Annotated in this window: 13 protein-coding genes; 5 read left to right on the plus strand and 8 right to left on the minus strand. The window is 70.6% G+C overall.

Annotation, left to right across the window (positions count from 1 at the left end):
- The first annotated feature begins 196 nt into the window (after positions 1 to 196).
- Positions 197 to 1615 carry an alpha/beta hydrolase gene (locus AB5J62_RS19005; protein WP_370949561.1) on the plus strand — a complete coding sequence of 473 codons (1419 nt, stop codon included), beginning with the start codon at positions 197 to 199 and terminating at the stop codon, positions 1613 to 1615.
- Here the strand turns inward: AB5J62_RS19005 and AB5J62_RS19010 are convergent.
- On the minus strand, positions 1593 to 2252 hold the full coding sequence (locus tag AB5J62_RS19010; RefSeq protein WP_370949562.1) for a response regulator: 660 nt from the start codon (positions 2250 to 2252) through the stop codon (positions 1593 to 1595). The two genes, AB5J62_RS19005 and AB5J62_RS19010, sit on opposite strands and share 23 nt — an antisense overlap.
- Complete coding sequence (locus AB5J62_RS19015; protein WP_370949563.1) at positions 2249 to 3118, minus strand: sensor histidine kinase; 870 nt, start codon at positions 3116 to 3118, stop codon at positions 2249 to 2251. Before AB5J62_RS19015 ends, AB5J62_RS19010 begins: the two co-directional genes overlap by 4 nt.
- Positions 3119 to 3587: 469 nt before the next feature.
- Between AB5J62_RS19015 and AB5J62_RS19020 the strand changes: the two genes are divergently transcribed.
- Together AB5J62_RS19020 and AB5J62_RS19025 are read left to right on the plus strand one after the other, a co-directional pair.
- Positions 3588 to 4919 (plus strand): serine hydrolase domain-containing protein, encoded by a 1332-nt coding sequence (locus tag AB5J62_RS19020; RefSeq protein ID WP_370949564.1) that lies wholly within the window; start codon positions 3588 to 3590, stop codon positions 4917 to 4919.
- A gap of 95 nt (positions 4920 to 5014) precedes the next feature.
- Positions 5015 to 5902, plus strand: coding sequence for an endo-beta-N-acetylglucosaminidase H (locus tag AB5J62_RS19025; protein ID WP_370949565.1), 888 nt, complete (start codon positions 5015 to 5017; stop codon positions 5900 to 5902).
- Here AB5J62_RS19025 and AB5J62_RS19030 read toward each other — a convergent pair.
- From AB5J62_RS19030 to AB5J62_RS19050, 5 genes are read right to left on the minus strand one after another with little or no spacing between them, the layout of a single operon-like run.
- Entirely contained in the window at positions 5899 to 7140 is a 1242-nt protein-coding gene (locus tag AB5J62_RS19030) for a ComEA family DNA-binding protein (RefSeq protein ID WP_370949566.1), read from the minus strand. The two genes, AB5J62_RS19025 and AB5J62_RS19030, sit on opposite strands and share 4 nt — an antisense overlap.
- Positions 7137 to 7586 carry a hypothetical protein gene (locus AB5J62_RS19035; RefSeq protein ID WP_370949567.1) on the minus strand — a complete coding sequence of 150 codons (450 nt, stop codon included), beginning with the start codon at positions 7584 to 7586 and terminating at the stop codon, positions 7137 to 7139. The genes AB5J62_RS19030 and AB5J62_RS19035 overlap by 4 nt, the downstream gene beginning before the upstream one ends.
- Positions 7583 to 8185, minus strand: a complete 603-nt coding sequence (locus AB5J62_RS19040; protein WP_370949568.1) for a 4Fe-4S single cluster domain-containing protein — start codon at positions 8183 to 8185, stop codon at positions 7583 to 7585. Before AB5J62_RS19040 ends, AB5J62_RS19035 begins: the two co-directional genes overlap by 4 nt.
- Positions 8173 to 8388, minus strand: coding sequence for a DUF2997 domain-containing protein (locus tag AB5J62_RS19045; RefSeq protein ID WP_370949569.1), 216 nt, complete (start codon positions 8386 to 8388; stop codon positions 8173 to 8175). Before AB5J62_RS19045 ends, AB5J62_RS19040 begins: the two co-directional genes overlap by 13 nt.
- Complete coding sequence (locus AB5J62_RS19050) at positions 8385 to 10013, minus strand: AAA family ATPase (RefSeq protein WP_370949570.1); 1629 nt, start codon at positions 10011 to 10013, stop codon at positions 8385 to 8387. Before AB5J62_RS19050 ends, AB5J62_RS19045 begins: the two co-directional genes overlap by 4 nt.
- 95 nt (positions 10014 to 10108) lie before the next feature.
- On the opposite strand from AB5J62_RS19050, the gene AB5J62_RS19055 reads away from it, so the two are divergent.
- Complete coding sequence (locus AB5J62_RS19055; protein WP_370949571.1) at positions 10109 to 10993, plus strand: aminoglycoside phosphotransferase family protein; 885 nt, start codon at positions 10109 to 10111, stop codon at positions 10991 to 10993.
- Between the two features lie 142 nt (positions 10994 to 11135).
- Positions 11136 to 11294 carry a hypothetical protein gene (locus tag AB5J62_RS19060; protein ID WP_370949572.1) on the plus strand — a complete coding sequence of 53 codons (159 nt, stop codon included), beginning with the start codon at positions 11136 to 11138 and terminating at the stop codon, positions 11292 to 11294.
- Here AB5J62_RS19060 and AB5J62_RS19065 read toward each other — a convergent pair.
- On the minus strand, positions 11247 to 14012 hold the full coding sequence (locus tag AB5J62_RS19065; RefSeq protein WP_370949573.1) for a BTAD domain-containing putative transcriptional regulator: 2766 nt from the start codon (positions 14010 to 14012) through the stop codon (positions 11247 to 11249). The two genes, AB5J62_RS19060 and AB5J62_RS19065, sit on opposite strands and share 48 nt — an antisense overlap.
- Positions 14013 to 14055: the final 43 nt, after the last annotated feature.

Raw genomic sequence — 14055 nt, forward strand, 5'->3', positions numbered from 1 at the left:
GATAGAGCCGATCAGTGGTCCCGGCCAAGCGACGGAAGTCAGCCGGGCACGGGCGGAGTGAACAACTCGGCCCGCTGGCCCGCTGGCCCGCTGGTCCGGTGCTCCGGTGCTCCGGAGCTGACCTCTGTCTCGTGGGGGACCCGGGTCCGGTCTCGCGCCAGATGTGCCGCGGGCGGCAGGTACCTAGGTTTTTCCCATGATCAAACACTTTCTGGCCGCGTCGATCGCGGCATCGCTCGTCTGCCCGCCCAGCCAGCCCGCGATCGAGTGGCATGACTGCCAAGACGCCAGGCTGGCCGCGGCGGGCGCGCGATGCGGTGAGATCCGTGTCCCGCTCGACCACAAGGGCGATCGGACGATCTCGGTGGCCGTGGCCCGGCGGCCCGCGACCGGGCACAAACGCGGTTCGCTGCTGGTCAACAACGGCGGTCCCGGGCCATCGCTGGACGCCGTGCTACTCGACGGGCCGCTTGCCGGGCAGCACGACCTGGTGGCGATCGATCCCCGGTTCTTCGGCCGGAGCACGCCGCTGGAATGCGGCTGGTCGACCGGCGACTATCTGCGCAGCGCGCAGTTCGCGAGCCCGGACCGGCGTGCTTTCGACGAGAGCGTCGCGGCGGCGAAGAAGCTCGCCGCGCGCTGCGAGCCCTACCGCGACCTGCTGCCGCACGGATCGACCCGTAACATCGCACGCGACCTCGACGCCGTACGCGCCGCACTCGGTGAGCCGCGCATCTCCTATCTCGGCTGGTCTTACGGCGGCTACCTCGGGGCCGTCTACCTGGAGATGTTCCCCAGCCGTGTGGACCGCGTCGTGCTCGACAGCCCGGTCGGGCCCGACGCTTACGGCCCGGCGCTGACGAGGGAGACCGGGAAAGTCGACGCTGCGGCACTGGCAGACTGGGCGCGGTGGGCTGCGGTCCACAATGGACAGCTCGGCGCCACGACGGCGGAGGTGCTGTCCACTGTGGACGACATCGCCGCGCGGACGCCGTTCCAGGTCGGCGAGTACCGCGTCGACGCCGCCATGCTGCCCGGGTTACTGCTGACGGCCGTCGACACCGACGCGTTCTACGCCGAACTCACCGCGCAGGTGCGCGTGTTGCGTGACGCGGCGCGCGGCCTCGCGGTCACGCCGACGCCAGAGCAGGCCGAGCGGTTCGAGCTGTACCGAAGCCAGGAGGTCAGCGCCGAGTTCGGGTTCAGCGCGGGCGTCGCGAACCGGTGCGCGGACCGGGCGGCGTCACGCGATCCCGAGACGTATTGGCGCGACATGGAGAAGCATCGCGCCGCCGAGCCGTTCTTCGGTTCGCTGGCCAGGCAGATCACGCCGTGCGCGTTCTGGCCTGCCTCGCCCGCCGAGCCGCCGACCAGGGTCGATGTCGCGCATCCCGCGCTGGTCGTCGGCGCGACCGGTGATCCGGCGGCGCCGTATCCGGGGCAGCAGGCCATGCACGCGGCGATCCACGGCTCTCGTATGGTCACGCTCGACGGCGCGTTCCGCCACGGCGTCTACCGCTCCGAGGGGACGAACTGCGTCAGTGAAATCGTCGAGCGCTATCTGCTGGACGGCGTGCTGCCCGCCGGGGACGTCAAGTGCGCTCACCGGGCCTGATCAGTCCCGCTTCGTAGGCGGTGATCACCGCCTGCACCCGGTCCCGGACGCCGAGCTTCGCCAGCACGCTGCTGACGTGCGTCTTCACCGTGCCCGTCGAAACCACCAGGCGGTCGGCGATCTCGGCGTTCGACCAGCCCTTCGCGATCTCGGCCAGCACCTCCCGCTCGCGCCCGGTCAGCCCGGCGACCGCGCGCTCGGCCGCCGGGTCGAGCCCGGGGGAGAGCCGGTCGAGCAGCCGCCGGGTGGTCGACGCGGCGAGCACGGCGTCGCCGGCGTGCACCGTGCGGACCGCGGCGAGCAGGTCCTCCGGCGGCGCGTCCTTGAGCAGGAAACCACTCGCGCCCGCCCTGATGGCGGCGAGCGCGTGGTCGTCGAGGTCGAAAGTGGTCAGCACCAGCACCTTCGGCGGCTCGGGTGCCGCGAGTATCCGCCGGGTCGCCTCGATGCCGTCAAGGATCGGCATCCGGATGTCCATCACGATCACGTCCGGCCGGACCCTGCGCGCCTCGTGCACGCCGGCGAGCCCGTCGCCCGCCTCGCCGACCACAGTCAGGTCCGGCTGGGAGTCGATCACCATCCGGAGCCCCGCGCGGACCAGCGCCTGGTCTTCGACGAGCAGCACGCGGACCGTCATAGCGGGATCCGGGCGGTCAGCGCCCGCCCGCCGCCGGGGCGCGGCTCCAAGGTGACGACGCCACCGTAGGCATTCACACGTTCTCGCATTCCCACCAACCCATAGCCGCCCTTGACCGTGCCGGGTGCGCCGCGGCCGTCGTCGAGCACATCGATCTCCAGCCTCTCCGGTCCCCATCGCACCGCAACCTCGGCTTTCGCGCCGGGGCCCGCGTGCTTGATCACGTTGGTCAATCCCTCCTGCACCACGCGGTAGGCCACCAGCCCGAGTCCCGGCTCGACCTCGTCGGGCGCCTCGATGTCGAGTTTGACCCCGAGTCCGCCCGAGCGAACCCGCTCGACCAGCGCGGGAACGTCACCGAGGCTCGGCATCGGCTCGGTCGTGGGTTCGTCGCGCAGCACGCCGAGCGCGCGGCGGGTCTCCGCGAGCGCCTGCCTGCCGTAGGTGGCGATGGTCGTCAGCGCGTTCGCGCGGGCTTCGGGCGAGGTGGCGTAGCGGCCGCCGTCGGCCTGGGCGATCAGCACGGCGAGGGAGTGCGCGACGACGTCGTGCATCTCGCGGGCGATGCGGGCGCGTTCGAGCAGCGTCGCGCGGTCCGCGAGCGTCTCGGCCTGCTTGCGGCGCACCCCGGCCAGCGTGCCCGTCGCCCAAGCCGCGACGACGACACTGGCCAGGAACGCGCCCGTGAGCAGGTGCGCTTCGGCCGAGGACGGCAGCTGCGGCCAGCTGACGCCGCCGAGTGCCGCGCCCGCCAGCCCGAACCCGAGCGCGCCGTTGGCCGCCCAGCGCGGTCCGTACGCGGCGACGGCGTGGACGACGATCGGGACCGCGAGATCGGCGGGGAGCGCGCCGATGGTGTCGCGCACGGTCAGCCACTGTACGAAAGCGACAGTCAGCACTATCGCCGTTGCTGGGACCGGGTGCCGCCTGCGCGCGGCCAGTGGCAGCAGCAAACCCAGTGACAGCAGGAAATAAGGAGCGTCCCCCCCCGCACCGCGACGCCGAACAGCGTCCAGCAGACGACGAGTACCGCGGCCGAGGCGGCGTCGACGAGCGGTTCATGCCCGCGCATCCAGGAATCGACCCGTTCACCGAGCACACCGCGACTATATGGGCTGCGCGCGGCCGGTGCGTCTGTCTGGCGGGCTAGGCCGAATGGCGCAGTGGGGGTCGTGAGTGGTATGGCCGGTTCTAACCGGTCTAAACACTCACGACCCCCGGCTGGTGCGGGGCGACGAAAGCGGGGGCGGGTGTCCGTGCGGAAGGACGAACCCGCGACGCCGTCGCGGTGCCACGGTGGTGGAACCGCACCGCGACGCCGGAAGAGGGACGAGGATGAATCGGGAACTGCAGCCATTGCTCGACGAGTGGGCGCGTGAACTCGGCGTGCCGGGAGCCTCGGTGGGCATCCTGCACGACGGCGAAGTGTCCGTGCTGACCACTGGCGTGTCCAGTGTGGACACCGGGCTGCCGGTGGAGCCGGGCACGCTGTTCATGATCGGCTCGACGAGCAAGACGTTCACCGCGGCCGCGGTGCTGGCGCTGGTCGAGGACGGGCTGCTGGATCTCGACGAACCGGTCGTGAAGTACCTGCCCGACCTGAAGCTGGCCGATCCCGCCGCGCGCGACGTCATCACCACGCGGCATCTGCTCACGCACTCCGCGGGCTTCCTCGGTGACGTCGACATGGACACCGGCTGGGGCTCCGACGCGCTCGCCGCCGCCACCGCGCGTTACGACGAGCTGCCGCAGGTGTTCGGCGTCGGCGAGGTTTTCTCTTACAGTAACTCGGGTTTCCTGCTTGCGGGCCGCGTCGCCGAGGCGGTTTCCGGGCTGGCGTTCGAGGACCTGGTGCGTGAGCGGCTGCTGGAACCGCTGGACATGACCGATTCGTGGTTCCTGCCATGGGATGTGCTCACCAGGCCGCACGCGGTCGGGCACGTGCTGCGCGACGGGAAGTCCGAAGTGGAGCATGACGTCGGCCTGACGCGGTCGGCCAACCCCGGTGGGGGATTGTGGTCGACGGCGGCCGACCAGCTCCGCTGGGCGAAGTTCTTGCTGACCGGACAAGCGAAAGGCGCGCCGCCACTCAGCGACGCGACCAGGAAGCTGCTGTGGACGCCGCAGCGCAAGGCCGCCTACCCGATCGAGGAGGTCGGGCTGAGCTGGCTGATCACCCGCTTCGGTGACGCCGAGGTGATCCGGCACGGCGGCAACGTCAGCAACCTCCAGCGGTCCGAGTTCGTCACGGTCCCCGCCGAGAACCTCGCGGTCACCGTGCTGACCAACGGCATCGGTGGCGGGGCGCTGGGGCCGAAGGTGGTCGACTGGTGCCTGGAGAACGTGGCCGGGCTGCCCGCGATCGAGGCCAAGCCGGTGGTGCCGACCGACCCGGAGGAGTACGCGGGACTCTTCCCGACCGGTGACCTGGGCTTCGAGTTCACCGTGCGGGACGGCGGGCTGTGGGCGCGGATGGTGGCGACCGACGACTCGTTCGAGATGCCGCCAGCGGCGGAGGTCGTCTTCGTGGCAGAGGACGTCGTCGCGCGCGCGGGAGACACCCGTCAGCCGCTGGCTCGCTTCCTGCGTGACGAGGACGGCGCGGTGTCGGCCGTCGAGTTCGGGCTGCGTACTGCGCTGCGTGATCGTTCCAGACGAACCGCGTAGGCCAACCGAGGTCAATCGATCACTTTCCTTGACACGTTGGGAGAAAGAAACATACATAGGCTCGAGTTCACCCAATCGACGGGAGTTGATCAACGGTGTCCAAACTCGGCCGGATCACCGCGCTGCTCGCCGGCGTGGCCCTCATCGCGGGTATGACGACGAGCCAGGCGAACGCGCTCCCGGAGAAGACCGGGCCGATCTCCGTGGCCTACATCGAGGTCAACAACAACAGCATGCTCAACGTCGGCAAGTACGCGCTGCAAGGCGGCGGGAACGTGTTCGACGTCGGCGTGATCTTCGCGGCGAACATCAACTACGACACCACGAAGAAGGCCGCGTACCTGTCGTTCAACCCGAACGTGCAGCGCGTGCTCGACAACGTGGCGACCCAGGTGCGGCCGTTGCAGGCCAAGGGGATCAAGGTCATGCTTTCGATTCTGGGCAACCACCAGGGCGCCGGGTTCGCGAACTTCCCGACCAAGGCTTCGGCCGAGGCGTTCGCGAAGCAGCTGTCGGACGCGGTGACCAAGTACGGGCTCGACGGCATCGACTTCGACGACGAGTACGCCGAATACGGCAGGAACGGCACCGGCCAGCCGAACGCCAGCTCGTTCGTCTACCTCGTGTCGGCGTTGCGCGCCTTGCAGCCGAACAAGCTGATCTCGCTGTACAACATCGGCCCGTCGGCGTCGCGGCTGTCCTATGGCGGCGTCGACATCACGTCGAAGTTCAGCTACGCGTGGAACCCGTACTACGGCACATGGGGCGTGCCGAGCATCGCGCTCCCGAAGTCGCGGCTGTCGCCGGCGGCGGTGCAGATCGGCGCGACGTCGACCAGCACCGCCGCCAGCCTCGCCCGGCGGACCGTCAGTGAGGGTTACGGCGTCTACCTGACGTACAACCTCGGCGCGTCCGACTCGCATACGTACATTTCCAGCTTCACCAAGGAGTTGTACGGCAAGGAAGCCGTCTACACGCCCTAGATGTCGAGCTGGCGGATCCCGGTTCCGCGCTGCTCGACCCGGCTCGCGGTCGCCCGGCCACGCAGCCGCACGATCTGGTGCGGCTGCAGGCCGACGGCCACGCCGAACGCTTCGACGTCGGCGAAACCGCCCTGTCGTCGGCGCAGTTCGACGGCCGACGCGGCGCGTTCCGGTGACATGCCGGGCAAGGTGGCCAGCTCGGCCGGTGTCGCCGTGTTGACGTCCACCGTGGAACTCGGTGTCCCAGTGGGTGGCGGCGGTGGTGGTGCGAGCTGCTGGTCTTCCCGCGTGCCCGGCGCGGGAACGTAGGTTTCGAGCACGTCTTGGGGCCGAACGTCCTGTGTGGACAGTCCGACGGTGAACACGCCGGTGCCCGCGCCGACCGGGATGATCATGTTGCCCCTGGCCAGTGACGTGACCTTGATCCCGCCGGCGACCACAGTGGACGCGGACTCCATGCCCACCCCGTTCGGCCGGATCAGCCTCGCGAGCGAACCGGCGGTGAGCACGTTGCGGGTCATCTGCTCGGGCACCTCGACCGCGGCCACCGTCGAGCCGTCGCCGAGGCTGGTCACGCCGTGCACCACCGCCATACCCTCGCGGTGCTCCACATACTCGCGCTCCGCCTCGGGGTAGATGGCCAGCATGTCGCCCGGCATCGGCGGCGCGACGCACTGGAAACCGAGCAGCGCGGTGGCGTACTGGCCGGTCGGAAGCTCCGGGATCGGCCCGGCCGGGCCGGACAGCCCGAGCACCCGCATCGGCGCGCCGAGCACCTGGCCACCGCGGAAATGCCCGATCAGCGCGCCGTCGCGCAGCGTGCCCTCGTGCTGGCGCACCTGCGCGTGGAACCCGGTCAGGAAGTTGTGGCCGGGCGCGTGCACCTGCGCGACGCCGACCTGGTGGCTCGTGTCCGGCCCGATCTCGTTGTCCGCGTACAGTTCCAGCGCGTCACCCGGCACGATGTCGCGCCGCCCGACCGCGAGGAAGACGTCACGCAGGAAACCGGCCTCCGTGCGCGGTTCCAGTTCGCTCGACAGGAACTTCTTGCGCAGCATGATCCCGAGGCGCAGATCCTGGGCGAGCACCCGCTCGTCGCGGATCAGCCGAGCGCGGTCGCCGCGGGTCGCTCGGCCGACGCTCACCTGGCCGCCGGGCAGCTCGCCGAGGCCCGGCACGGTGACGCTGTCGTTGAGCGCCTTGCCGAACTCGATCAGTCCCAGCCTGACCTCGGTCACGACATCGCGGCCAGTGTGATGCTGATCGACTGGTCGGCGTTGGTCCGCTCGGACTCGACACGCATGCCGGACCGCGCGGCGCGTTCCTTGATCCGCGCGTACACCTGACGCTGGACCTCGGCGGCGTAGGCGTCGTCGACCGACAGCACCAGCTTCTCGGCCTCGGCCGGGGTGAGGCCCGGACCGTCCACATGCGCCACTTGCACGCCGTCGGGGCCGTAGGTGAACTGGATTCGCCTGCCCGTCCAGTTCGCGACGACCGTGTCGCCGGTTTCGCTGACCTGCGCGCGCAAGCCGGTGAGCGCGCGGGTGAGCAGATCGCGGTGCCGCATGCGGGTGCGCACGGTGACCTGGCCCGCCTGGGCGTTCGCCTGGGTGTGCGCGGCGATCGTGGCGGCGTTGAGCTGGGCGAGTGCCTCGCTGCGCAGCTTGAGCGTGACGCTCATCGGTGGCTCCTTTCGGGCGCGAGCAGCGCTTCCAGCGCCTCGGTGGTGGCGAACCCGTTCAGCTCGACCGAGCCGTCGGTGGCGATCCGCAGTTCGAGCCGGTTCGGCGCGTCGAGCACGGAGGGGTCGTAGCGGCCGGTCAGGAAGTGGAAGCGCTGGTTGGCCGAGCCGGCCCACGGCCTGGACGGTTCCGGCTGGTCGGCCAGGTACGGGCCGTCGACCAGCAGATCCGTGGACGACAGCAGTTCGGCGCAGTCCGGCCTGGTGCGCAGGTCTTCGAGCCGGTGACCGGTGAAGGTCATGACCGAAAGTCCTTGGGCGCGGACCGCCGTCGCCAGCGCGCCGAGCGGTTCGGGCTGATCGAAAGGCTCGCCGCCGAGCAGCGTGACGCCCTCGACGCCGTGTTCGTCGCGTGCGCGTGACACCTGGTCCGCGACCTCTTGCCACGGCAACCGGGTGCCGCCCTTGGTGGTCCAGGTCTGCGGGTTGAAGCAGCCGGGACAGCGGACCGAACAGCCTTGGGTCCAGACCGCGCAGCGCAGTCCCGGACCCTCGGCGGCGGTGACGTCGACGATCCGGTGCAGGTTCAGGAGTTCCACTGCGTCTGCTGCCGGTTCGCCGTGTTCTCGGTTGTCGTCTCGGTGCGCCGGTAGTCCTCGGTGAACTCCGACGTGACCGTCTCCGCGTCGAGCATGTCCTCGAGGAGCGGGATGTAGTCGAGGCACTTCGAGCCGGTCACGCCGTGTGTCTCGGCGCTGATCGAGCCGTCCCTGCCGATGGTCACGGTCACCCGGTGCGTCATACGTCGATCGTCCTTCCGGTCGGTGCCGCCGGTGGCGCTGGCGGGACCGGCGCGGGCGGCTTCTCGTCGGCGGTGCCGTCGTCGGTCGCGGCCACCGCGCGGGTCTCGGCCCAGTTCCGGATGGCGGTGATCTCGTCGGCCTGGGTGACCGAGAGCGGCACGGTCGACTTCACCGCGTGCACCAGGTCGTCGCGGCGCAGCGGGCGCTTCTCGGCGAACGCGTCGACGAGTCCGGAAAGGACGGCCTGCTCGATCTCGGCGCCGCTGTACCCGGCGCTGCGGTCGGCGAGTTCGGCGAAGAGCGCGTCGTCGAGCCGCAGTTCGCTGCCCACGAACGCGTCGGTGACCCGCTTGCGCAGGTGGATCCGCCAGATCGCGGCCCGCTCGGCGGCCGAGGGCAGGTCCACGAAGAAGATCTCGTCGAACCGGCCCTTGCGCAGGAATTCGGGTGGCAGCGAGTCGACCTGGTTCGCGGTCGCCATCACGAACACCGGCGCGGACTTCTCCTGCATCCACGAAAGGAAGGTGCCGAGCACCCGGCGCGCCGTGCCGCCGTCACCGCCGCCGCCCGCGCCCGCCAGCCCTTTTTCGATCTCGTCGACCCAGAGCACGCACGGCGCGATGCCTTCGGCGGTGCGGATGACCGTGCGCATGTTCTTCTCGCTGGAGCCGACGAGCCCGGCGAAGATCCGGCCGAGGTCCAGCCGCAGCAACGGCAGATGCCACATGTTCGCCACGCACACCGCGGACAGGCTCTTGCCACAGCCAGGCACACCCGTGAGCAGCAGGCCCTTCGGCGCGCTGAGGTTGTACGCCGCGGCGGCAGGCGTCCAGGTGCCGGTGCGCTTGACCAGCCAGCGCTTGAGCCGGTCGAGACCGCCGACCGCGTCGAACCCGGTTTCGGCGGGCACGATGTCGAGCATCCCCGACCGGCGCACGGCCTGCCGTTTCTCGGCGAGGATCAGCTCCAGGTCACTGCGGTCGAGCCCGCCGCCTTCGACCAGCGCCCTGGCGAACGCGTTCTCGGCCTCGGGCAGCGTCAGCCCGCGCGCGGCGGCCACGATCATGTCGCGCTCGTCCCGGTCGATGCTGATCCGCACGTGCTGGCGGTGCGCGGTGACCATGCCGTCGAGCAGCTCACCGATCTGCTCCTGATCCGGCAACGGGAAGTCGACGACCGTCGCGTCGTGTTCCAGCTCCGACGGCACCGGCAGCGACGGCGACACCAGGATGACGGTCAGCGGCACCGGCCGCGTCTTGAGCGCGCCCGCGAGCTCCCGCAGCCGCCGCACGACCTCGGGATCCGGCCGGTTCCCGCCCTCGGACACCAGCGACGGATGCAGGTCGACGAACACGAACACGGCTGGTTCGTTCCAGCCGTACACCCGCTCCAGCGCGGCCGACGCGGCCCGCGTGTCGTTGATCGGCTGCCCGCCCGCGGGCGCGAGGCCGGTCGTCGACGACCACACGTAGACCCGGCGCGGCGTCCGCAGCCTGGAGCCGTCCTCGGCGACCGCGCGGATCTCCCGCACGACCCGCTGTTCCTCGTGCGTTTCGACGACCAGCAGCGGATACCGCGCCTGCAACAACTGGGTCAGCTCGTCGCGAAACCCCTGGCCTGCCATCGGTTCCCCCTCGAAGTCCGCCCGGCATGCTACCAGCGGCCCACCGGCGCGGCTCGGCGGCGATATTCGCTTGCCCGGCCGGTGATGATCAGTGTGTGGATGGTCGAGCAGGCATCGATGCCGCACTGGTCAAGAGGTTGATCGCCGCGCAGTTCCCGCGATGGGCGGGGTTGCCGGTGACCCCCGTCGAGATCGACGGCTGGGACAACCGGACATATCGGCTCGGCTCGCGGATGACCGCGCGCCTGCCGACCGCGGCCACTTACGCGCTCGCCGTGCGCAAGGAGAGCCACTGGCTGCCACGGCTGGCGCCGTCGCTCCCGGTCGCCGTGCCACCGATCTTGGCCGAGGGCGAGCCGGGCGAGGGCTACCCGTACCCGTGGTCGATCCGCGGCTGGCTGCCCGGCGAGACCGCGCGGGATGACCGGATCGACGACATGACGGCGTTCGCCGTGTCGGTGGCCGAGTTCGTCCGGGCGTTGCAGGCGTGTTCGCCGGACGGTGGACCGGCGGCGGGGCAGCACAGTTTCCATCGCGGGGCATCCCCTGGGTTTTATGACGAGGCGACTCGCCGGTGTCTGGCGATGCTCGCGGGACGTATCGACACGGACCGGGCTTCGGCCGTCTGGGAGGCGGCTTTGGCGGCCGAGTGGCGGGGGAGCCCGGTGTGGTTCCACGGGGACATCGCGCACGGCAACCTGCTGGTGGACGGCGGAAAGCTGGCCGCGGTCATCGACTTCGGCACGTCGGGGGTGGGTGACCCGGCCTGTGATCTGGTGATCGCCTGGGGAATGTTCTCGGGGCCGAGCCGTGAGGCGTTCCGCGAGGCGGTCGCGCAGGACTCCGCGATGTGGGCGCGGGCTCGCGGCTGGGCGTTGTGGAAGGCCATGCTGATGCTGACCAAGGCCACCGACGAAACCGAGGCCACACCCCACGCCAGCCTCATCGCCGACGTCCTCGCCGAACACCCCGGGTCGTGAGTGTTTAGACCGGTTAGAACCGGCCGTACCACTCACGAGTCCTGGCAGGGGCTGCCCGAAAGGGCGGAGTGTGGCTCCCCATCGGCCGTGCCGGGTCACATCCGGGGGTCCATTGTGGTCGTTGTGCGGTTCAGTGGACGCCATGAGTAAAGAGAATGTGCGCAGAGCCGTGCTGGTGGCGCTGGCGGCGGTCGGTATCGCGTTGACGTCGGCCGTCGTGAGCCAGGCGCCCGCGAGCGTGCTGGCCTGCCCGTCAGTCGGCTGTACCGAGCCCGGACCCGGCGGCGTCGAGCCCTCGTAATTTGGTTCTGGTCTCGTCGGCGCGGGGATGCCTGAGCGACTCGAAGATGTCGAGCGCCGCCGAGACGCAGTCGCGGGCGAGCGCGGGCTCGCCCGCGGCCGAGTGGGTGTCGGCGAGGTGCGTGAGCGCCGTCGCGACGCCGTAGCGGTCGCCCAGTTCGTGGTACAGGGAAATGGCGTGCAGGTACGCCGAAACGGCCTGTTCGTGGTGGCCGAGGTGATGGTGCGCGTAGCCGACACTGTCCGAAGTGGCCGCTTCGCCGACCCGGTTGCCGAGTTTGCGATGTAACCGCAGCGCCTCGTCGCAATAGGTCAGCGCCTCGGTGTAGGTGCCGAGGTTCGCGTGGTACCAGCCGACGTCGTTGAGCGCGAGCGCCTGACCGGATTCGTGCTGCTCGGCTTGATAAAGCCTGAGCGCCTCCAGCGCGTGCGTGAGCGCTTCCTCGTTGCGGCCCTGCTGGCCGCAGGCCCAGTCGAGCTGCAGGTGGATGTCGGCCTGCGCGATGCGGTCACCGGCACGCAACTCCAGCGCGTGGCCCAAATGCGCGTGCGCGTCGTCGAACTCGGTCAGCCGGACGCTGCTGTAGGCGATGCTGATGTGGCACTGGGCCTGGCCTTCACTGTCGCCGGTCCGGGTGGCCGCCGCGAGCGCGGTGCGCGCGTTGGCCGCGAGGTCGTGCCAGAGACCGCTGCGCTGCAGGAAGGTCACCAGGTTCCAGTGGATGCGCCAGGCGTGGCCGCCGAAGCCGGTGTTCGCCGCCTGCTCGGTCAACGTCAGCAGCGCCGGGCGTTCGGCGCGGAACCAGTCCCAGGCCTTGTGATCGTCGGCGAGACGCTCGAGTGTCATGCCGGGGCTGGGTGTTGGCGGGGTGAGCCGGTCGCGGTGCGGGAACAGCAGCTGATCGGCGAGCTGCGCGGTGTGGAGGTAGTGGTCGAGCAGGCGCAGGGCCGCGTCGTCGCGATCGTCGTCGGGCAGGCTCGCCGAATAGGCGCGCAACAGGTCGTGGAGCGCGAACCGGCCGGGCGCAGGCTGGGTCAGCAAATGCGCTCCGGTCAACGTTCCCAGTGACGCCCGCGCCTCGTCGAGCCGGACACCGGCGAGGCTGGCGGCCGCCGCGGCCGAAAAGTCCGGGCCGGGGTGCAGGCTGAGCAACCGGAACATCCGCGCGTCGGGCGCTTCGAGGTGCTGGGAGGACCACGAGAACACCGCGCGCAGGTTGACGGTCGCTTCGCCCGCGTCGAAAGCGGCCATTTTGGCCGTTTCGTCGCGAAGTTCCTCGGCGAGCGCGGACAGCGGGAAGTCCGGGTTGGCGGCGGCCCTGGCGGCGATGATGCCGAGCGCCAGCGGGAGTCCGGCGCATTGGCGCAGCAGCTCGGCCAGCGCCGCGGATTCGTTGGTGTGCAAGCGTAATTCGAGCAGCTCGCGCGCTTCGGGCTCGCTCAGCACCTTCAACGGCAGTGGCTTGGCGCCGTGCGCGGTGACCAGTCCGCCGAGCTGGCGGCGGCTGGTGACCAGCACCGTGCAGTCGCTGGTGCCCGGCAGCAACGGGGTCACCTGGTCGGTGTCACGCGCGTTGTCGAGGACGATCAGCATCCGTTTCCCGGCGACCAGACTGCGGTAAAGCCCTGCCTGCGCGGCGGAATCCGCCGGAACGGACGTGGGCGGCACGCCCAGCGCGTCGAGGAAACCACGCACGGCCGTCTCCGGCGCGAGCGGTTCGCCGGACGGCGCGAACCCGCTGAGGTTCACGTACAGCTGGCCGTCGGGGAAGCGGTCGAGGTTGCGGTGCGCCCAGTGCAGCGCCAGCCAGGTCTTGCCCATGCCGCCGGTGCCGCCGATCACCGTGATCGGCGCGGTCCCGTCGTCCAGCAGCCGCAGCTCCCGCGCCCGCCCGGTGAACTGGGACGGCGCGGCGGGCAGCTGGCGCGGGACCGGGAGCGTGGTCTCGGCGGGCGTCAACGCCTGATCGGCCGCGAGGATCCGCTGGTGCAGCTCTTGCAACGGCGGCGAGGGGTCGACGCCGAGTTCGTCGCCGAGCAGCGCGCGGACGCGGCGGTAGGTCTCCAGCGCGTCGGCGCGCCGTCCGCCGCGGTACTGGGCGAGCATCAGCTGTCCGGCCAGGCGTTCGTCGAGCGGCTGCGCCTCGGCCTGCGCGGTCAGCGACGGCAGCAGCGCCGAGTGCCTGCCGAGCCGGAGCTGCACGTCGGTCCGGTCCCGCTCGGCCGCGCGGCGCTCGTCGTCGAGGTTGCCGCGGACGGCGTTGATCCACGGCGTGTCCAAGCCCGCGAACGCCTCGCCTCGCCAGAGTCCCAGCGCCTCGTCGAGCAGCTCGGCGGCCTTGGCGTCGTCGGCCGTGGCACGGGCGCGCGCGACGAGATCCCGGAAGTGGTGCAGGTCGACGGACGCGGGATCGGCGGTCAGCACGTAGCCGCCGGATCGCCGGGTGAGCGGAGTGTCGCCCAGCACCTGCCGCAGCCGCGTGAGGTAACTCGACAACGTGGTGCGGGCCTGCGCCGGCGGCCGGTCGCCCCAGACCCGGTCGACCAGCTGATCGGTGCGCACGGCCTGATTGACGTCGACCAGCAGCGCGGCCAGCACGCACCGGCGGCGGGCAGGGCCGAGATCGACCGGGCGCCCGCCGGCGCGGACCTCGATCTCACCGAGTACCCCGAACTCCACATGCGAATACTGCCAGGTGCCATGATCGGCACAACGCACGCGCAAACTTTCCACATCGCCGTCGGCGCAGAGTCAGGTTCCC

Origin of the sequence: Amycolatopsis sp. cg5 (assembly GCF_041346955.1) — a bacterium.
Taxonomy (GTDB): Bacteria; Actinomycetota; Actinomycetes; order Mycobacteriales; family Pseudonocardiaceae; genus Amycolatopsis.